This is a genomic window from Jejuibacter sp. L23 (assembly GCF_050815825.1).
In the GTDB taxonomy this organism is placed as follows: Bacteria; Pseudomonadota; Gammaproteobacteria; order Enterobacterales; family Enterobacteriaceae; genus Jejubacter; species Jejubacter calystegiae.
Map to the genome: position 1 here is coordinate 5,229,269 of NZ_CP138199.1, position 20,020 is coordinate 5,249,288.

The window sequence follows — 20,020 nt, forward strand, 5'->3', positions numbered from 1 at the left end:
CTCAAACCCACATTAAAAGAGGCGACTTTCATGACCAGGCTGACGGAAGTTTGTGGCGTCATTCTTGCGGGCGGGCGAGCCACCCGAATGGGCGGCCAGGACAAGGGGTTGCTGCTGTTAAATTATCAGCCGCTCTGGCAGCGCATCTTTAACCGGCTCTTTCCCCAGGTAGGCCAGATTATTATTAGCGCTAACCGCAATCTGGAATCTTACCAGCAAAGCGGTCTGCCGGTCATTAGCGATACGCTTCCGGACTATCCGGGGCCGCTGGCGGGTATGCTGTCGGCCATGCAGAGCCAGAGCAATGACTGGTTCCTGTTTTGCCCCTGTGATACCCCAAATATCCCCCAGGATCTCGCTATACGACTGTGGCAGGCTCGAGAGGAAGCTCCCGCAGTCTGGATAAACGACGGCGAGCGGGACCATCCTACACTTGCCCTGGTACATCGGCGGCTTATCCCCATGCTGGAAAGCTATCTGGCGAGTGGTGAGCGGCGGGTAATGGTGTTCCTGCGTCAGGCTGGCGGTCATGCGGTTACTTTTTCCGACAGGAAGAGCTGCTTTATTAATGTGAATACGCCGCAGGATCTGGAACGACGTCATCTTCCACCGTTACTGGCCATTGCCGCCTGGAGCGGTACCGGAAAGACGACACTACTGAAGCAGTTAATCCCACTGTTGCGTGAGCGTGGAATACGTCCCGGCTTGATTAAACACACACATCACGATATGGATATCGATAAACCCGGTAAGGACAGCTACGAGCTGCGTAAGGCGGGTGCGAACCAGACGCTGGTGGTCAGTCGCCAGCGTTGGGCACTAATGACCGAGACACCTGACGGCGCAGAGCCGGATCTGTACCAACTGGCAGGCAGAATGGATAGCCGTCATCTGGATATGATTCTGGTGGAAGGCTTTAAACATGAGGCGATCGCCAAAATTCAGCTTTATCGTGATGGTTGTGGTCACCAGCCAGAAGAACTGCAGCCAGACAGCCATACGCTTGCTCTGGCCAGTGATGTGCCATTCGATGTCGGGCTGCCGCAGCTGGATATCAATCAACCCCGGAAGATCGTCGATTTTATTGCTGAGTGGCTGAAGCAGCAGCGCCAGTAAAGGAGTGTGAGCGAACAGATTCTCTCAGGCCCTCTCCCAAAGGAGGGGGCGATTTTTACCGTGCCATGAACGCAAAAAACCCCGGTCAATGACCGGGGTTCTTCACTAATTTGATGCCTGGCAGTTCCCTACTCTCGCATGGGGAGACCCCACACTACCATCGGCGCTACGGCGTTTCACTTCTGAGTTCGGCATGGGGTCAGGTGGGACCACCGCGCTGTCGCCGCCAGGCAAATTCTGTTCCGCTTACCGCCACACATGGCCATAAGCGTTTATCCGTCACAAGCTGATTTGATTCTGTCTCTCAACATCACACCAAAACATCTTTGGCGTTGTAAGGTTAAGCCTCTCGGGTCATTAGTACCGGTTAGCTCAACGCATCGCTGCGCTTACACACCCGGCCTATCAACGTCGTCGTCTTCAACGTCCCTTCAGGAGACTCAAAGGTCTCAGGGAAGACTCATCTCGGGGCAAGTTTCGTGCTTAGATGCTTTCAGCACTTATCTTTTCCGCACTTAGCTACCGGGCAATGCAATTGGCATCACAACCCGAACACCAGTGGTGCGTCCACTCCGGTCCTCTCGTACTAGGAGCAGCCCCCCTCAGTCTTCCAGCGCCCACGGCAGATAGGGACCGAACTGTCTCACGACGTTCTAAACCCAGCTCGCGTACCACTTTAAATGGCGAACAGCCATACCCTTGGGACCTACTTCAGCCCCAGGATGTGATGAGCCGACATCGAGGTGCCAAACACCGCCGTCGATATGAACTCTTGGGCGGTATCAGCCTGTTATCCCCGGAGTACCTTTTATCCGTTGAGCGATGGCCCTTCCATTCAGAACCACCGGATCACTATGACCTGCTTTCGCACCTGCTCGCGCCGTCACGCTCGCAGTCAAGCTGGCTTATGCCATTGCACTAACCTCCTGATGTCCGACCAGGATTAGCCAACCTTCGTGCTCCTCCGTTACTCTTTGGGAGGAGACCGCCCCAGTCAAACTACCCACCAGACACTGTCCCCACGCCAGATAATGGCGCCAGGTTAGAACATCAAACATTAAAGGGTGGTATTTCAAGGTTGGCTCCACGCAGACTTGCGTCCACGCTTCAAAGCCTCCCACCTATCCTACACATCAAGGCTCAATGTTCAGTGTCAAGCTATAGTAAAGGTTCACGGGGTCTTTCCGTCTTGCCGCGGGTACACTGCATCTTCACAGCGAGTTCAATTTCACTGAGTCCCGGGTGGAGACAGCCTGGCCATCATTACGCCATTCGTGCAGGTCGGAACTTACCCGACAAGGAATTTCGCTACCTTAGGACCGTTATAGTTACGGCCGCCGTTTACCGGGGCTTCGATCAGGAGCTTCTGGTTACCCATAACCCCATCAATTAACCTTCCGGCACCGGGCAGGCGTCACACCCTATACGTCCACTTTCGTGTTTGCAGAGTGCTGTGTTTTTAATAAACAGTTGCAGCCAGCTGGTATCTTCGACTGACTTCAGCTCCACCCGCAGGGGCTTCACCTACATGTCAGCGTGCCTTCTCCCGAAGTTACGGCACCATTTTGCCTAGTTCCTTCACCCGGGTTCTCTCAAGCGCCTTGGTATTCTCTACCTGACCACCTGTGTCGGTTTCGGGTACGATTCGTTGTTACCTGAAGCTTAGAGGCTTTTCCTGGAAGCAGGGCATTTGTCACTTCAGCACCGTGGTGCCTCGTCATCACGCCTCAGCCTTAACTCTCCGGATTTGCCTGGAAAGTCAGCCTACACGCTTAAACCGGGACGACCGTCGCCCGGATGACATAGCCTTCTCCGTTCCCCCATCGCAGTAACACCGAGTACGGGAATATTAACCCGTTTCCCATCGACTACGCCTTTCGGCCTCGCCTTAGGGGTCGACTCACCCTGCCCCGATTAACGTTGGACAGGAACCCTTGGTCTTCCGGCGAGCGGGCTTTTCACCCGCTTTATCGTTACTCATGTCAGCATTCGCACTTCTGATACCTCCAGCATACCTCACAGTACACCTTCGCAGGCTTACAGAACGCTCCCCTACCCAACAACACTTAAGTGTCGCTGCCGCAGCTTCGGTGCATGGTTTAGCCCCGTTACATCTTCCGCGCAGGCCGACTCGACCAGTGAGCTATTACGCTTTCTTTAAATGATGGCTGCTTCTAAGCCAACATCCTGGCTGTCTGGGCCTTCCCACATCGTTTCCCACTTAACCATGACTTTGGGACCTTAGCTGGCGGTCTGGGTTGTTTCCCTCTTCACGACGGACGTTAGCACCCGCCGTGTGTCTCCCGTGATAACATTCTCCGGTATTCGTAGTTTGCATCGGGTTGGTAAGCCGGGATGGCCCCCTAGCCGAAACAGTGCTCTACCCCCGGAGATGAATTCACGAGGCGCTACCTAAATAGCTTTCGGGGAGAACCAGCTATCTCCCGGTTTGATTGGCCTTTCACCCCCAGCCACAGGTCATCCGCTAATTTTTCAACATTAGTCGGTTCGGTCCTCCAGTTAGTGTTACCCAACCTTCAACCTGCCCATGGCTAGATCACCGGGTTTCGGGTCTATACCCTGCAACTTAACGCCCGGTTAAGACTCGGTTTCCCTTCGGCTCCCCTATTCGGTTAACCTTGCTACAGAATATAAGTCGCTGACCCATTATACAAAAGGTACGCAGTCACACCCCAAAGGGTGCTCCCACTGCTTGTACGTACACGGTTTCAGGTTCTGTTTCACTCCCCTCGCCGGGGTTCTTTTCGCCTTTCCCTCACGGTACTGGTTCACTATCGGTCAGTCAGGAGTATTTAGCCTTGGAGGATGGTCCCCCCATATTCAGACAGGATAACACGTGTCCCGCCCTACTCATCGAGCTCACAGCATGTGCATTTTCGTGTACGGGGCTGTCACCCTGTATCGCCGGACTTTCCAGACCGTTCCACTAACACACACGCTGATTCAGACTCTGGGCTCTTCCCCGTTCGCTCGCCGCTACTCAGGGAATCTCGGTTGATTTCTTTTCCTCGGGGTACTTAGATGTTTCAGTTCTCCCGGTTCGCCTCATTAACCTATGGATTCAGTTAATGATAGTGTGACGAATCACACTGGGTTTCCCCATTCGGACATCGTCGGTTATAACGCCTCATATCAGCTTACCGACGCTTTTCGCAGATTAGCACGTCCTTCATCGCCTCTGACTGCCAGGGCATCCACCGTGTACGCTTATTCGCTTAACCTCACAACCCGAAGATGTCTTCGTGTTGTAAGCTTGAGAGACCCATTAAACGGTTTTCCCGTTTATGGATTATCAATTTTCAGCTTGTTCCGGATTGTTAAAGAGCAGATACTTCACAATGCACGATTAAGTACATTCTGAAGTAGTGTTATGGTGGAGCTATGCGGGATCGAACCGCAGACCTCCTGCGTGCAAAGCAGGCGCTCTCCCAGCTGAGCTATAGCCCCAAAGTCGTTAGATAACCTCGTTCACCGTTAATTTTTCCTGAGACAAGGCGTGGAATGGCGAAGCATACAATCAGTATGCGAGTCATTTCACAACGCGGCATCAGGGAAAATTTGGTAGGCCTGAGTGGACTTGAACCACCGACCTCACCCTTATCAGGGGTGCGCTCTAACCACCTGAGCTACAAGCCTGTAGAGGTTTTCACTGCTTCTTTGTTTTTCATCAGACAATCTGTGTGGACACTGCGAATACTGTATCCAAAGGTAAGGAGGTGATCCAACCGCAGGTTCCCCTACGGTTACCTTGTTACGACTTCACCCCAGTCATGAATCACAAAGTGGTAAGCGCCCTCCCGAAGGTTAAGCTACCTACTTCTTTTGCAACCCACTCCCATGGTGTGACGGGCGGTGTGTACAAGGCCCGGGAACGTATTCACCGTGACATTCTGATTCACGATTACTAGCGATTCCGACTTCATGGAGTCGAGTTGCAGACTCCAATCCGGACTACGACGCACTTTATGAGGTCCGCTTGCTCTCGCGAGGTCGCTTCTCTTTGTATGCGCCATTGTAGCACGTGTGTAGCCCTGGTCGTAAGGGCCATGATGACTTGACGTCATCCCCACCTTCCTCCGGTTTATCACCGGCAGTCTCCTTTGAGTTCCCGACCGAATCGCTGGCAACAAAGGATAAGGGTTGCGCTCGTTGCGGGACTTAACCCAACATTTCACAACACGAGCTGACGACAGCCATGCAGCACCTGTCTCACAGTTCCCGAAGGCACAGTCTCATCTCTGAGACCTTCTGTGGATGTCAAGACCAGGTAAGGTTCTTCGCGTTGCATCGAATTAAACCACATGCTCCACCGCTTGTGCGGGCCCCCGTCAATTCATTTGAGTTTTAACCTTGCGGCCGTACTCCCCAGGCGGTCGACTTAACGCGTTAGCTCCGGAAGCCACGAGTCAAGCTCACAGCCTCCAAGTCGACATCGTTTACGGCGTGGACTACCAGGGTATCTAATCCTGTTTGCTCCCCACGCTTTCGCACCTGAGCGTCAGTCTTCGTCCAGGAGGCCGCCTTCGCCACCGGTATTCCTCCAGATCTCTACGCATTTCACCGCTACACCTGGAATTCTACCTCCCTCTACGAGACTCTAGCTGGCCAGTTTCAAATGCAGTTCCCGGGTTGAGCCCGGGGATTTCACATCTGACTTAACCAACCGCCTGCGTGCGCTTTACGCCCAGTAATTCCGATTAACGCTTGCACCCTCCGTATTACCGCGGCTGCTGGCACGGAGTTAGCCGGTGCTTCTTCTGTCAGTAACGTCAATGCATGAGCGTATTAAGCTCACACCCTTCCTCCTGACTGAAAGTACTTTACAACCCGAAGGCCTTCTTCATACACGCGGCATGGCTGCATCAGGCTTGCGCCCATTGTGCAATATTCCCCACTGCTGCCTCCCGTAGGAGTCTGGACCGTGTCTCAGTTCCAGTGTGGCTGGTCATCCTCTCAGACCAGCTAGGGATCGTCGCTTTGGTGAGCCGTTACCTCACCAACTGGCTAATCCCATCTGGGTTCATCTGATGGCGTGAGGCCCGAAGGTCCCCCACTTTGCTCTTTCGAGATTATGCGGTATTAGCCACCGTTTCCAGTGGTTATCCCCCTCCATCAGGCAGATCCCCAGACATTACTCACCCGTCCGCCGCTCGCCGGCAAGGAAGCAAGCTTCCTTCCGCTGCCGCTCGACTTGCATGTGTTAGGCCTGCCGCCAGCGTTCAATCTGAGCCATGATCAAACTCTTCAATTAAAGTTTGATGCTCAAAGAATTAAACTTCGTAATGAATTACGTGTTCACTCTTGAGACTTGATATTCATTTAGCGTCTTTCGACGTTCAGGATATCAGTGCTTTCGAGTGCCCACACAGATTGTCTGATAAATTGTTAAAGAGCAGTTGCGACAAGGCGTTAAGCTCATCGTCGCGAGGTGGCGTATATTACGCTTTCCTCTTTCAGAGTCAACCCTGATTTTCAGGATTTTCTCTTTCTGACCGGTGTGCCGTAAGGCGTTGTTCCGTGTCAGTGGTGGCGCATTATAGAGCCTGAATTCGTGCTGGCAAGAGGTTAATTCAAAAAAACTTTCAAGCGCATGCTTTTTCGCCTTTAAGCATGAAAAAGCAGCAATTTGTGTGATATTTGCCGTTTTTGCCACCGTATAATTATGGCTAATGGCATACTAGTCCCGATAACAGCGATTCAGAGAATGCCTCTATGTCTTTAAATGCACAACAACAGGCAGCACGCAAAAATCTCTCCTGGGTGCTGGCTGAAAAGCTGGCGCAGCAGATTCTTAACGGCGAGTATGCGCCGGGCAGTATTCTTCCGGGTGAGATAGAGTTGGGCGAGCAGTTTGGCGTAAGCCGCACTGCAGTAAGGGAAGCCGTAAAGACGCTGACGGCAAAAGGCATGTTGCTGCCGCGGCCGCGTATTGGTACCCGCGTTATGCCACAGAGTAACTGGAACTTCCTGGATAAAGAGCTGCTCACCTGGTGGATGAAGGTAGAAAGCTTTCCCCGTGTCATCGACGCTTTTCTGGTTATGCGCCACTCTCTGGAACCCCAGGCCTGCTCGCTGGCCGCATCCAACGGCAACGATTCACAGCGTGAAGCATTACAGACACTGATGGCGCAGATGAATGAGCTGGAAAAAGAGTTCGATCGCCAGCGCTGGGTGGAGGTCGACATGGCATTCCATGAGCAAATTTATGCGATGAGCAACAATCCGTTTCTCTCTTCATTCGCAAATCTGTTCCGCTCTGTCTATTACAACTACTTTTCGTTTATTACTGACAACAGCGTGGTGAAACTCGAACTCCACCAGGCTGTGGTTAATGCCATTATAAAAGGAGACAGCCAGGCGGCAGAGCAAGCCTGTCAGGCACTCCTTTTGGCCCCGTTACCGAATACATCACTGACTCAATGAAAAAACGTCGCAGTATGGCCGGGCTACCGTGGATTGCAGCCATGGCCTTCTTTATGCAGGCGCTGGACGCCACCATACTCAATACCGCGCTACCCGCCATCGCACATAGCCTTGACCGTTCGCCGCTGGCAATGCAGTCCGCCATTATCAGCTATACCCTGACGGTCGCCATGCTGATTCCCGTGAGCGGTTGGCTGGCCGATCGCTTCGGTACCCGGCGTATTTTTATGCTGGCGGTCACGCTCTTTACCCTGGGCTCTCTGGCCTGCGCGTTATCCAGTACCCTGACGGAGCTGGTTATCTTTCGCGTGGTTCAGGGGATTGGCGGCGCCATGATGATGCCTGTAGCGCGTCTGGCGTTACTGCGGGCTTACCCACGTAATGAGCTACTGCCGGTGCTGAACTTTGTCACCATGCCGGGTCTGGTGGGACCGGTCCTCGGCCCAATGCTGGGCGGCGTACTGGTGACATGGGCCAGCTGGCACTGGATATTCCTGATCAACATTCCTATCGGCATTCTGGGGCTGATCTACGCTCACCGCCATATGCCTGACTTTACCGCGCCGCGCCGGGGATTTGATATGGTCGGCTTTCTGCTGTTCGGCCTGAGTCTGGTGCTCATTTCCAGCGGGATGGAGCTTTTTGGCGAGCGCGTCGTTGCCAGTCTGGTGTCGCTGTCTGTGGTCGCCGGGGGGATACTACTGCTGATGGTCTACGTGCTACACGCCCGTTGCCACCCCACGCCGCTTATCGCACTACCGCTATTTAAGGTACGTACCTTTTCCATTGGCATCACCGGTAATATAGCCTCCCGATTGGGCACCGGCTGCGTTCCGTTCCTGATGCCGTTAATGCTGCAGGTCGGTTTTGGCCATAATGCGCTGATCGCAGGCTGTATGATGGCGCCCATCGCCATTGGCTCCATTCTGGCAAAATCTACCGTTACCCCAATTTTACGTCGCGTGGGCTACCGCCGTACCCTGATTGGCGTGACCATTTTTATCGGTCTGATGATTGGCCAGTTTGCGCTACAGGATGCGCAAATGCCGATGTGGCAGCTGCTGATACCGCTGTTTATTCTGGGGATGGGGATGTCTACCCAATTCACCGCCATGAACACTATTACGCTTGCGGACTTAAACGACGATAACGCCAGTAGCGGCAACAGCGTGCTGGCGGTGACCCAGCAGCTATCCATTAGTCTGGGCGTCGCCGTGAGTGCGGCGGTATTGCGCTTTTATGAAGGGTTTAGCGATAGTTCGACGACAGTGCAGCATTTCCACTACACCTTCCTGACGATGGGCGCCGTCACCATCATGGCCGCAGCGATCTTTATGCTGCTGCGCGCCCATGACGGACGCAACCTGATTAAGGCGCGACGTCGCGATTAAGTCGAGCCGCGCACGATCAGTTCTGGGGTCAGTTGCAACCGCTGCTGACCCAGGGAAGGCTGAGCCATCCGATGGATCAGTACGTCGATGGCCAGTTCCCCCAGCTCGTCCTTGGCCTGATGAACGGTGGTCAACGGCGGCGTCATATAACGCGCCAGTTCGATATCATCATAGCCGACTATCGCCATATCCCCGGGCACGGACAGCCCGGCCTGCCACAGCGCCTGATAGGCCCCCAGCGCCATGGCATCGTTGCCGCTAAATACCGCATGAGGCGGGGTTTCCAGAGCCAGTAGCCTGTTCATAGCGGTAAAACCGCCGCTAAATTCAAAGTCGGCCACAATTTCATAATCCGGCGCAATATTCAGCCCGGCAGCACGCATGGCATTACGATACCCTTCAAGGCGCTGGCGGGAGGGGGTTTTATCCAGCGAGCCAGTGATACAGGCAATGCGGGTATAGCCTTTATCTATAAGGTGTCGGGTGGCGATCTCGCCCCCCAGCAGCGAGTTATCCTGAATCAGGTCGCTGTCGCCGTCAAAGGGCGCCCAGTCCATCATCACGGTGGGGATGGAAGGGTAGCGGGTCATGATATCCGGCGCCGGAAGATGCGTTTCGGTACACAGCAACAGCAGGCCATCCACCCGCTTTTGCAGCAGCGTTTCCAGATTGCGGTTCATCCGTTGCTCATCCCCTTCGGTATTACAGAGCACCAGGCTGTAGCCCCGCTCAAAGCAACTGCGCTCCACGCCGCGCACCAGTTCAGAGTAGAAAGGGTTACTACTGGCGGTCAGCAACATGCCAATGGTGTGGGTCTGATTAAGCTTCAGGCTGCGGGCCAGTGCGGAAGGCGCATAATTCAACGACCGTATCGCGGATTCTACCCGTTCCCGGGTAGCGTCGCTGACAAAACGATCGTTATTGATGACATGCGAAACGGTCGATGTCGATACGCCCGCCAGGCGGGCGACATCTTTCATGGTCGCCACGAATTACCCCTGTTGATGCAAGAAGGCATCGATTTCCTGGCGCCAGGGTACGGAAGGCTGTGCGCCCTTACGGGTGACCGCAATCGCCGCCGCCGCGTGGGCAAAGCGCACGGCATCCTCCATCGGTCGGGACTCCAGCAGCGCAGTCATCAGCGCGCCATTAAAGGTATCGCCAGCCGCAATGGTATCCACCGCTTTAACGCTAAAACCCGGGATCCGCTGGCCAGCACCGTTTTCACTTAACCAGACACCGCGTTTTCCCAGGGTGATCAGGACAGTAGAAATGCCTTTATCATGCAGCGCCGCCGCCGCCCGGGCCGCGCTCTCATCGTCATCCACGTGAATGCCGGTAAGGATCTCCGCTTCCGTTTCGTTGGGTGTGATGATATCCACCAGCGCCAGCAGTTCGTCCGGTAATGGGCTGGCGGGCGCCGGATTAAGAATGGTTTGGGTCTGGTTATGATATGCAATACGCGCCGCTGCCAGCACCGTTTCCAGTGGCGATTCGAGCTGCATCAACAGCGCCTGCGCCCCGGCAATACGATCGTGGTGCTGTTCCACCCGTTCAGCCGAAAGCGCTCCATTAGCACCGGCATTGATGCCGATAAAGTTTTCACCTTCGGCGTTAACGAAGATCAGCGCCACACCGGTAGATTCTCCCTTAATGACCGCCACAGGCACCGTATCGATACGATCCTTTGCCAGCTGCTGCCGGATTCGTTCGCCGGTATCGTCATCGCCCACGCAGGCGATAAAAGCGATATCCGCCCCGCTACGCCCGGCCGCCACAGCCTGATTCGCCCCCTTACCGCCAAACGCCACCTGATAGTGGTTACCGTTTAGCGTCTCTCCCGGCATGGGAAAGCGATCGAGATTCAGAATATGGTCGGCATTGATACTGCCTAATACAACGAGCTGACCTGTGGTTTTCATTATGGATATCCATTTTATGTGCGCCGCCCAAAGGCGGCGCATTTGCCCTGCTTTTCTTTATATTGACTTATTTAGTGACCAGTTTCAGATCGACCGGGATTTTAGCGTCCACGTTCTCGCCTTTCAGCACTTTATCCGCGGTCTGTACGCCGATAATACCAATCTGCTCCGGCTGCTGAGCCACGGTAGCGCCCAGTTTTCCGCCCTGTACCGCTTTCATACCGTCTGCGGTGCCGTCAAAACCCACGACCAGCACGTCAGATTTGCCCGCGGTCTGCAATGCACGCAGCGCCCCCAGCGCCATCTCGTCATTCTGAGCGAAGACGGCCTGTACGCCCGGATGCGCGGTCAGCAGGTTCTGCATAACGTTCAACCCTTTGGTACGATCGAAGTCCGCTGGCTGGCTGGCCAGAATACCAAATTTATGTGCGGTCACCGCCTGCTTGAAGCCCTGGCCACGCTCACGCGCCGCAGAGGTTCCGGCAATGCCTTGTAGTTCGATCACTTTCGCGCCTTCGCCCACCTTACTGGCAATAAAGTCACCGGCCATCTTGCCGCCTGCCACGTTGTCAGAGGCGATATGGCTGACCACCTCACCTTTGGACGCCTGCCTGTCCAGGGTGATGACCGGAATCTTCGCCTGGTTCGCCATCTTTACGGCGTTCCCCACGGCGTCGGAATCGGTCGGGTTAATCATCAGCAGCTTAGCCCCGCGTACCGTCAGATCCTGGACGTTCGCCAGCTCTTTCGCCGGGTTATTCTGAGAGTCCAGCACCACCAGCTTATAGCCCAATTTGTTCGCCTCTTTCTGAGCACCATCCTTCAGAGAGACAAAGAAGGGGTTATTCAGGGTGGAGACTACCAGCGCAATCGTCTCCTGCGCCATGGCATTCGCGCTAAGGGTGGCGCTAAGGGCCGCGGCAGAAACCAGGGTAGCCAGTTTTTTCATGTTCATATCAGATGTCCTGTAGAGTTATGCTTTGCTGCTTTTGTTATCCACCAGCACCGCCAGCAGGATCACTACCGCTTTGACGATCATCTGGTAATAGGAAGAAACGCCTAATAAATTCAGACCATTATTCAGGAATCCCAGGATTAAAGCGCCGATCAGCGTCCCAACAATACGCCCCTTGCCGCCAGCCAGACTGGTCCCTCCCAGAACCACCGCCGCAATAGCGTCCAGCTCATAGCCAGTGCCCGCCGTCGGCTGGGCCGAAGAGAGACGCGCCACTTCAATGACCCCGGCCAGGGCAGCCAGCAGGCCACACAGCGCATAAACGACGATCTTGATTTTATCAACGCTGATACCGGAAAGACGGGTCGCCGCTTCGTTACCCCCCAGCGCATAGATATAGCGCCCCAGACGAGTGTGATGCAGCATGTACCAGGCCACCAGGAAGACGACGGCCATAATCCATACCGGCGTAGGGATGCCCAGCGGGCGGCCAATACCAAACCAGCCAAACAGATCGGCATTATCAGAGAAACCGGTACTCACCGGGCTACCGTCGGTATAAACCATGGTGACCCCGCGCAGCAGCAGCATCATCACCAGAGTGGCAATAAAGGCCTGAACCCGCCCTTTAGCAACGATAACCCCGGTCACGCCGCCGATAACCGCGCCCAGCGCCAGCGCGCCCGCCACAGCAACCAGCGCATTCACCTCGAAACCCACAATGGAAGCCGCCACGGCGCCGGTCAGCGCCAGCAGCGACCCCACGGAAAGATCGATGCCCGAAGTCAGAATCACCAGCGTCATCCCCACCGCCATAATGGCGTTGACCGATGTCTGCTGCAGAATATTGAACAGGTTATTTACCGTAAAAAAGTTGGGACTTAGCGTCGAGACAATCGCAATCAGCACCAGGAGTGCGATTAGCGATTTCTGTTCCATTAACCACGCCTTGCTGAACCAGCGGCGGTTTGAGATGGTGGTCATTAATTATTGCTCCTGATTCACGCGGTTAAGCTTGCCAACGGCGGCGGCCATCAGCGCTTCCTGGGTGGCCTGCTCGCGTGTGAATTCACCGCTGATATGGCCTTCATGCATCACGATGATGCGATCGCTCATGCCCAACACTTCCGGCATCTCACTGGATACCAGGATGATGCTCAATCCTTCGGCTTTAAACTGGTTAATGAGCTGATAGATCTCTTTCTTGGCCCCCACATCCACGCCGCGGGTCGGCTCGTCCAGAATCAGGACCTCGGGGCGAGTCATCAGACCGCGAGCGATAGCCACCTTCTGCTGATTCCCGCCAGAGAGCAGGCCGATGGTCTGCTCCATTGATGGTGTTTTCACGTTGAACAATCGGATGAAGTCCTGCACCGCCAGCGCTTCAGAGGCATGCTTCAGACTACCGCCAGCGTAGCTAAAGTAACGCAACGCCGTCAGCGACATGTTCTCTTTCACCGACATACCCAGCACCAGACCATCGCGCTTACGATCTTCCGAGATGTAGACGATACCGTTCGCCAGCCCCTCCTGAGGCGAGCGGGCATAAACTTCCCGGCCATCCAGGGCTACGCGCCCCTGGCTGCGCGGCAGCGCGCCGTACAGAGTTTTCATCAGTTCGGTGCGCCCTGCACCCATCAGACCAGAAACCCCAAGAATCTCCCCCTTGCGCAGGGTAAAGCTCACATCATGCAGATCCTTGCCGCTCAGGTTTTCCACCCGCAGCCGGATCTCGCCGGGCGCTTTATCGATATGGGGATACTGTTCTTCGAGCTTACGGCCAACCATCATCTCGATCAGGGTATCTTCCGTTAGCGTGGAAACGTCTCGCTCGGCAATAAACTGCCCGTCCCGGAAAACGGTCACGTCATCGCAAATCTCGAAGATTTCCTTCATGCGGTGGGAGATATACACAATTCCGCGCCCCTGTGACTTAAGTTCGCGGATAGTACTGAACAGCGATTCGGTTTCGGTATCCGTCAGGGCGTCGGTAGGCTCATCCATAATGATGACCCGGGACTCAAAACTCAGGACTTTGGCAATCTCCACCATCTGCTGATCGCCGATAGAGAGCTCGCCCACCAGCCGGTGGCTGTTAAAGCGCAGATTAAGCTTTTTCAGCAGCTTATCTGCCTCTTCATACATCCTTCCCCACTGGATACGGCCAAAACCGTTCACGAACTCCCGGCCCAGAAAGATATTCTCGGCAATGCTGAGTTCGGGGATCAGGTTTAGCTCCTGGTGGATAATACCGATTCCCGCCTCCTGGGAGGATTTCGGGCCGCTAAATGCCGTCTCTTTGCCCAGCCACAACAGCGAACCGGCATCTTTGGTATAGATACCGGTCAGTACCTTCATCATGGTGGATTTACCGGCGCCGTTTTCGCCCACCAGCGCCATCACACGACCGGGATAGACGTTAAGCGCAGCGCCGGAGAGCGCCTTCACGCCGGGGAAGGATTTATCGATCCCTTTAAGTTGTAAGAGTGCGTTCATCCCTGCCTCAGAAGGTCACGCCAGCGCAGAGAATGACGTTGGCATACGGGGAACACTCCCCGCTGCGAATCACCGCCAGGCTGGTTGCTGTCTGCTGTTTAAACTGCTCATGTCGGGTGTAACGAATTTCAATGGTGTTTCCCTGGTGTTGCTGCAATTGAAAAAAGAATTCGAGCAACAGATCGTGGAGTGCCGGGTTATATTTTTTTATTTCATCGGCCAGGATGGCAGCTTCAACCTGCATCTCCTGACAGACGTTTTCCAGTACCTGGATAAATGAAGGTATCCCATGCGTCAGAGCCAGATCGATGCGCTGAGGCCCCTGGGGAATGGGAAGTCCTGCATCGCCAATCACCAGCGTATCGGTATGGCCAAGGCGGGAAATGACTGAGGAGATCTCAGCGTTAAGTACAGTGCCTTTTTTCATTTTTTTGGTAACTCCACGAGCGAAACGTTTCGCTGGTGAAAGTGTAATCAGACAACGCCCACGACAACAATCAGGTTATGGCAGAAGTGTGATCGCTATCGAAACGTTTCGCAGGGGGGAACAAAACAGGAATTTTTTGTATCGATTCAGCTATATAAACAAAAGGCTCCTTATAAATAAGGAGCCTTAAGAGACATTAGATTTCGACCTGGGTTCCGAGCTCGATCACCCGGTTAGGCGGAATTTCGAACTGATCGGGTGCCCGCAGCGCATTACGTTGCAGCAGCAGAAACAGGCGGCCACGCAGACGCAAATACCAGGGCCGTTTACCGATAATCAGCGACTCATGGGACATAAAGAACGAGGTTTCCATCATTCGGCAGCTCAGCCCTTCCAGCCCGCAGCGGTGGAACACCTCTTCAACATTCGGAGTCTCACGCCAGCCATAGCTGGCTACCACCCGCCAGAAGGTCGGCGACAGCTGTTCGATGGACACGCGCTTCACGTTATGAACATAAGGCGCATCTTCCGTGCGCAGCGTCAGCAGAATCACCCGTTCGTGCAGCACCTTGTTGTGTTTCAGGTTATGCAACAGCGCAAAAGGAATGACGTTCAGCGCCCGGGACATATAGACCGCAGTACCGGACACCCGCACCGGCGGCGACTTCTCCAGTGAGGCTATCAGTGCTTCCAGCGAGTTACCGTGCTCATGCATCCGGCGCAACAGGCGGAAACGCTCGCTCTTCCAGGTGGTCATCACAATAAACATGATCAAACCCAGCGCCAGCGGCAGCCAGCCGCCCGAGAAGATCTTCTGTACGTTGGCGGAAAACAGCGGTACGTCGACACACAGAAAAGCCAGACCAATAAGCAGTACCAGGAATTTATTCCAGTGCCAGTTCTTACACGCCACGGTACAGGAAAGAATAGAGGTCAGCACCATGGTAGCCGTCACCGCAATCCCGTAAGCCGCAGCCAGATTACTGGAATGCTCAAAGCTGATAATCACCAGCACGACAGAGAAATAGAGCAGCCAGTTAATGAACGGAATGTAGATCTGGCCGGATTCCCGCTCCGAAGTATGAATGATGCGCATCGGCGACAGATATCCCAGACGCACCGCCTGACGGGTCAGGGAGAAAACGCCGGAAATCACCGCCTGGGAAGCAATCACCGTTGCCATGGTAGCCAGAATCAGTAGCGGGATCAGCGCCCAGTCCGGCGCCAGTAAAAAGAAGGGGTTCTTGATGGCTTCCGGGTTACGCAGCAGTAGCGCCCCCTGACCGAAGTAGTTCAACACCAGCGAGGGCAGTACTACGGTAAACCAGGCGATGCGAATAGGCAGCTTACCAAAGTGGCCCATATCAGCATACAGCGCTTCAACACCGGTGATCGCCAGCACGACCGCACCGAGCGCCACAAACGAAACGGCCTTGTACTCCATAAAGAAGTGCGCAGCCCACATGGGATTCAACGCCTGCAATACCTGGGGAGAAGCCATAATGCTACGCACGCCCAGCACCGCCAGTACAATAAACCAGGTCATCATTATGGGCGCAAACAGCTTACCCACCATGCCAGTACCGTGCTTCTGGATCATAAACAACAGCGTCAGTACCAATATCGAGAGCGGCACAATGTAAGGATCGAGCGCCGGAGCGGCTATCTCCAGCCCCTCTATCGCCGACATCACCGAAATGGCCGGGGTAATGACCACCTCACCGTAGAAAAAGCTGCCGCCAATCAGCCCCATGATCACCAGAATCGAGGTGACCCGCGCCGAGGTATTACGCCCGGCCAGAGACATCAGCGTCAGGATCCCCCCTTCACCAGCATTATCGGCCCGCATCACGAAGGTCAGATATTTAATGGAGACTACAAAGACAAGTAGCCAAAAGATAAGAGAGAGAAAGCCAAAAACAGCGTCACGTTCAACGCCAAACCCAAACTGACCGGACAGACATTCACGTAGCGTATAGAGCGGGCTGGTACCGATATCACCATATACCACGCCTATCGCCGCCAGCGTAATAGCTGGCAATGCTTGCTTATTATCAGTGCTCATAGCGTCATCTTAAGTCAGGAAACAACCCTTCCCGATCGCGTGTGACCGCGAAGAATGAGAGAAATTTCTGCTTCCTGGTTCACAAAAAGCGCACAGTATGCACGATTATGGAAAAAATCGTACCCCTGGATCTGGCCTAATCGTGCAGCTTTAAGGAAAATTGCACCGCACTTCAGGCTATTACTGAGTATTAACGTAAACAACTATACTCGCTCTTTATTACGGGTAAGGATGCAGATGTCTATTATGGCCCAGCCCCCACTTTTAGCAGAACGTATTTCACGACTCAGCCAGGCGCTGGAAAGTGGACTCTATGAGCGTAGCCACGCCGTTCGCCTCTGTCTGCTGGCAGCCCTGAGTGGCGAAAGCGTTTTTCTGCTCGGTCCGCCGGGCATCGCCAAAAGCCTGATCGCAAGGCGTCTTAAATTCGCTTTTAGCAACGCCCGGGCGTTCGAATACCTGATGACCCGCTTCTCCACGCCGGAAGAGGTGTTTGGTCCCTTATCCATTCAGGCTCTGAAAGATGAAGGGCGCTATGAGCGACTGACCGACGGCTATCTGCCGGAAGCGGAAATCGTTTTTCTGGATGAAATCTGGAAGGCCGGCCCCGCCATTCTAAACACGCTGTTGACCGCCATTAACGAACGTCGCTTCCGTAACGGCACCCGGGAAGAGAAAATCCCTATGCGTCTGCTGGTTGCCGCTTCCAACGAACTGCCGGAAGCGGATAACAGTCTGGAAGCGCTCTACGATCGCATGCTGATCCGCCTGAATCTGGAGCGGGTACAGGATAAGGGCAACTTCCGCGCCATGCTGACCAGTCAGCACGACGAAAAAGAGAACCCAGTGGCGCCGGGGCTTCAGGTCAGCGATGAAGAGTATCAACGCTGGCAGCAGGAGATAACACGAATCACCCTGCCCGATCACGTCTTCGAACTGATATTCCAACTGCGCGAACGCCTGGAGGCACAGCCTCAGGCACCGGGCATTTCCGACCGCCGCTGGAAAAAAGCGCTGCGCTTGCTGCAGGCCAGCGCCTTCTTTAGCGGCCGCGATGCGGTAGCCCCCATCGATCTGATCCTGCTTAAAGACTGCCTGTGGCACGATATCAACACCATGCATCAGCTCAACAAAGAGGTTGAGTTATTGATGACCGGAAGCGCCTGGCAACAGCAGGCGATGCAGTCCCGCCTGGGGGCCATCAAACAGCATCTGTTGCGGCTGCAACAGCACCAGAGCGATCGGGATGCGCTGAAGGTAGAGCGCCAGAGCGGCATGTTCAATCGTCGCCACAGCTACAGCCTGCCGGAAAGCCTGCAGGACGCCAACCTCACCCTGCTGCTGCAAAAACCGCTGCGACTCCATGAGATGGAAGTGATTCACGTGGAAATCACCCGTAGCGCATTGAGCAACTGGTTACAGAAGGGCGGTGAAATTCGCGGCAAGCTGAACGGTATTGGCTTCGCCCAGCCGCTGAATATGGAAGTGGATGGCAACCGCCATCTGGTGATCCGTGATGTCAGCCTTCAGGAAACGTTCCTGGCGCTACCGGGTGCTCATAAGCCCGGCGTACCAGAATCGATTATCGAACAGCTCGATGAACTGGAAAACACCTGGCGCCAGCAACACCATGACTTCAATGAACAGCAGAAGTGTCTGTTTATCCCGCGGGAGTGGCTGGGGCAGATAGAAGCCAGTCTGGAAGAGGTCGCAACCCAGATAAAACAGGCGCGACTGTGCTGAGTCTGGCGGCGCTGGACTCCATCCTCGCCATCAGCGAAGGGGAGCTGATAGAAGGGGTTATCGTCATGCTGCTGGCCGCCCCCCAGCTGGAAAGCTTCTTCAAAAAGTTCCCGCGTCTGAAGAATGCCGTTTCCCGGGATGTGCCGCGCTGGCGGGAAAAACTGAGCCTGCGGCTACATGAAACCCGGGTGCCGCCACAGCTGGCCCGGGAAGTTCTGCACTATCAGTCCTGCCAGCAACTGGAAACCCCGGACTTTGTCGCACGGTTACCCTCTACCCTGACCCTGCTGTCAGAGGTGGCCTCACCTTTTGCCGCCCAGGCCCAGCAGATGGCGGCAGATAATCCCCTTTTTACTCCTTCGCTCCATACCCTGTTTCTGCAGCGCTGGCGCCTGAGCCTGATTGTTCAGGCCACCACGCTAAGCCAAAAGCTGCTGGAAGAAGAACGCGAACAGCTACTGGCGGAAATTCAGCAGCGCCTGGCGCTGAGCGGCCAGTTAGATCCGGTGCTGGTGGCTAACGATAATGCCGCCGGGCGTCTGTGGGATATGAGCGCCGGGCGTCTGGGCCGTGGCGACTATCAGATGATTGTAAAGTACGGCGATTTTCTACAGCATCAGCCCGAACTCCAGGCGCTGGCGGATCAGCTAGGTCGATCCCGGGAAGCGCGATCGATCCCCAAACCAGATGCCCCCACGGAGATCTGGCGCCAGCAGGTGTGCGTACCCGCTTCGGTGCCCGAACAGGTAGAAGGACTACATCACAGCGACGATATTCTACGGCTGCTACCGCCGGAGCTGGTCACTTTGGGGATTAGCGAGCTGGAGTATGACTTTTACCGGCGTCTGGCGGAAAAACAGCTCATCACCTACCGGCTGCACGGCGACGCCTGGCAGGAAAAAATCAGCGAACGCCCGGTGATTCATCAGGATTTTGACGAGCAGCCGCGCGGGCCCTTTATCGTCTGTGTCGATACCTCCGGCTCAATGGGCGGCTTTAATGAGCGCTGCGCCAAAGCGTTCTGCCTGGCGCTGATGCGTATCGCCCTGGCGGATAAACGCCGCTGCTTTATTATGCTGTTTTCCAGCGAGGTGGTGCGCTATGAACTGAGCGCCGATGACGGTATCGAGCAGGCGATTCGCTTTCTGAGCCAGCGCTTTCGCGGCGGCACCGACCTGGCAGGCTGCCTGCGATCGGTCATCGAAAAGATGCAGGACGGCGAGTGGTACGATGCCGATGCGGTGGTTATCTCCGACTTTATCGCTCAGCGTCTGCCGGATGAGGTCATTCGTAAGGTGAAATCACTACAGCGCCGCCAGCAGCAGTGCTTTCACGCGGTCGCGATGTCTGCCCACGGTAAGCCCGGCATACTGAGGATCTTCGATCATATCTGGCGTTTTGATACCGGCATGCGCAACCGCCTGCTACGGCGCTGGAAGCGAAGCGATCGTAAGTGAAACA

Annotated in this window: 12 protein-coding genes, 2 tRNA genes, 3 rRNA genes and 1 pseudogene; 6 read left to right on the forward strand and 12 right to left on the reverse strand. The window is 55.0% G+C overall.

Going from position 1 to position 20,020, the window contains the following annotated elements:
- Window positions 1-39 precede the first annotated feature (39 nt).
- Both mobA and mobB read left to right on the forward strand, forming a co-directional pair.
- Window positions 40-597 (forward strand): annotated as a pseudogene (mobA, locus tag SCU88_RS24910) (molybdenum cofactor guanylyltransferase MobA); the annotation flags it as partial.
- Complete coding sequence (mobB, locus tag SCU88_RS24915) at window positions 589-1,116, forward strand: molybdopterin-guanine dinucleotide biosynthesis protein MobB (RefSeq protein ID WP_431810190.1); 528 nt, start codon at window positions 589-591, stop codon at window positions 1,114-1,116. The pseudogene mobA and the gene mobB, both read left to right, overlap by 9 nt.
- 115 nt (window positions 1,117-1,231) lie before the next feature.
- Here the strand turns inward: mobB and rrf are convergent.
- From rrf to SCU88_RS24940, 5 genes are all read right to left on the reverse strand, one after another.
- A 5S ribosomal RNA gene (gene rrf, locus SCU88_RS24920) occupies window positions 1,232-1,347 on the reverse strand.
- Window positions 1,348-1,452: 105 nt separating this feature from the next.
- Window positions 1,453-4,358, reverse strand: a 23S ribosomal RNA gene (locus tag SCU88_RS24925).
- A gap of 150 nt (window positions 4,359-4,508) precedes the next feature.
- Window positions 4,509-4,584, reverse strand: a tRNA-Ala gene (locus tag SCU88_RS24930).
- A gap of 112 nt (window positions 4,585-4,696) precedes the next feature.
- Window positions 4,697-4,773, reverse strand: a tRNA-Ile gene (locus SCU88_RS24935).
- Window positions 4,774-4,846: 73 nt separating this feature from the next.
- A 16S ribosomal RNA gene (locus SCU88_RS24940) occupies window positions 4,847-6,388 on the reverse strand.
- Together the 16S, 23S and 5S rRNA genes with 2 tRNA genes alongside form the textbook arrangement of a ribosomal RNA operon.
- Before the next feature lie 461 nt (window positions 6,389-6,849).
- Here SCU88_RS24940 and SCU88_RS24945 point away from each other — a divergent pair.
- Both SCU88_RS24945 and mdtD read left to right on the forward strand, forming a co-directional pair.
- Window positions 6,850-7,560, forward strand: a complete 711-nt coding sequence (locus SCU88_RS24945; RefSeq protein ID WP_175341358.1) for an FCD domain-containing protein — start codon at window positions 6,850-6,852, stop codon at window positions 7,558-7,560.
- Window positions 7,557-8,951, forward strand: coding sequence for a multidrug transporter subunit MdtD (gene mdtD, locus SCU88_RS24950; protein WP_175341357.1), 1,395 nt, complete (start codon window positions 7,557-7,559; stop codon window positions 8,949-8,951). The genes SCU88_RS24945 and mdtD overlap by 4 nt, the downstream gene beginning before the upstream one ends.
- Here mdtD and rbsR read toward each other — a convergent pair.
- From rbsR to kup, 7 genes are all read right to left on the reverse strand, one after another.
- On the reverse strand, window positions 8,948-9,940 hold the full coding sequence (gene rbsR / locus SCU88_RS24955) for a ribose operon transcriptional repressor RbsR (RefSeq protein WP_175341356.1): 993 nt from the start codon (window positions 9,938-9,940) through the stop codon (window positions 8,948-8,950). The genes mdtD and rbsR overlap by 4 nt on opposite strands.
- A 3-nt stretch (window positions 9,941-9,943) precedes the next feature.
- Window positions 9,944-10,873 carry a ribokinase gene (gene rbsK / locus SCU88_RS24960; RefSeq protein WP_175341355.1) on the reverse strand — a complete coding sequence of 310 codons (930 nt, stop codon included), beginning with the start codon at window positions 10,871-10,873 and terminating at the stop codon, window positions 9,944-9,946.
- Window positions 10,874-10,940: 67 nt separating this feature from the next.
- The gene (rbsB, locus tag SCU88_RS24965) at window positions 10,941-11,828 is read right to left on the reverse strand and encodes a ribose ABC transporter substrate-binding protein RbsB (RefSeq protein ID WP_138095029.1); all 888 of its coding nucleotides are present in this window, start codon (window positions 11,826-11,828) and stop codon (window positions 10,941-10,943) included.
- A gap of 18 nt (window positions 11,829-11,846) precedes the next feature.
- Window positions 11,847-12,812, reverse strand: a complete 966-nt coding sequence (gene rbsC / locus SCU88_RS24970) for a ribose ABC transporter permease (protein ID WP_175341354.1) — start codon at window positions 12,810-12,812, stop codon at window positions 11,847-11,849.
- A 3-nt stretch (window positions 12,813-12,815) separates the two neighbouring features.
- The gene (gene rbsA / locus SCU88_RS24975) at window positions 12,816-14,324 is read right to left on the reverse strand and encodes a ribose ABC transporter ATP-binding protein RbsA (RefSeq protein ID WP_175341353.1); all 1,509 of its coding nucleotides are present in this window, start codon (window positions 14,322-14,324) and stop codon (window positions 12,816-12,818) included.
- 7 nt (window positions 14,325-14,331) lie between these two features.
- Window positions 14,332-14,751, reverse strand: coding sequence for a D-ribose pyranase (rbsD, locus tag SCU88_RS24980; RefSeq protein ID WP_175341352.1), 420 nt, complete (start codon window positions 14,749-14,751; stop codon window positions 14,332-14,334).
- A 196-nt stretch (window positions 14,752-14,947) separates the two neighbouring features.
- Window positions 14,948-16,816 (reverse strand): low affinity potassium transporter Kup, encoded by a 1,869-nt coding sequence (kup, locus tag SCU88_RS24985; RefSeq protein WP_175341351.1) that lies wholly within the window; start codon window positions 16,814-16,816, stop codon window positions 14,948-14,950.
- Between the two features lie 246 nt (window positions 16,817-17,062).
- Between kup and ravA the strand changes: the two genes are divergently transcribed.
- Both ravA and viaA read left to right on the forward strand, forming a co-directional pair.
- Window positions 17,063-18,559 carry an ATPase RavA gene (gene ravA / locus SCU88_RS24990; protein ID WP_138099117.1) on the forward strand — a complete coding sequence of 499 codons (1,497 nt, stop codon included), beginning with the start codon at window positions 17,063-17,065 and terminating at the stop codon, window positions 18,557-18,559.
- On the forward strand, window positions 18,553-20,016 hold the full coding sequence (viaA, locus tag SCU88_RS24995) for an ATPase RavA stimulator ViaA (RefSeq protein WP_175341350.1): 1,464 nt from the start codon (window positions 18,553-18,555) through the stop codon (window positions 20,014-20,016). Before ravA ends, viaA begins: the two co-directional genes overlap by 7 nt.
- The last annotated feature ends 4 nt before the right edge of the window (window positions 20,017-20,020 follow it).

Coding starts and splice junctions, on each gene's coding strand:
- SCU88_RS24945 (WP_175341358.1), top strand. CDS start 6,850: ATGTCTTTAAATGCACAACAACAGGCAGCACGCAAAAATCTCTCCTGG.
- mdtD (WP_175341357.1), top strand. CDS start 7,557: ATGAAAAAACGTCGCAGTATGGCCGGGCTACCGTGGATTGCAGCCATG.
- rbsK (WP_175341355.1), bottom strand. CDS start 10,873: ATGAAAACCACAGGTCAGCTCGTTGTATTAGGCAGTATCAATGCCGAC.
- rbsB (WP_138095029.1), bottom strand. CDS start 11,828: ATGAACATGAAAAAACTGGCTACCCTGGTTTCTGCCGCGGCCCTTAGC.
- rbsC (WP_175341354.1), bottom strand. CDS start 12,812: ATGACCACCATCTCAAACCGCCGCTGGTTCAGCAAGGCGTGGTTAATG.
- rbsA (WP_175341353.1), bottom strand. CDS start 14,324: ATGAACGCACTCTTACAACTTAAAGGGATCGATAAATCCTTCCCCGGC.
- rbsD (WP_175341352.1), bottom strand. CDS start 14,751: ATGAAAAAAGGCACTGTACTTAACGCTGAGATCTCCTCAGTCATTTCC.
- kup (WP_175341351.1), bottom strand. CDS start 16,816: ATGAGCACTGATAATAAGCAAGCATTGCCAGCTATTACGCTGGCGGCG.
- ravA (WP_138099117.1), top strand. CDS start 17,063: ATGGCCCAGCCCCCACTTTTAGCAGAACGTATTTCACGACTCAGCCAG.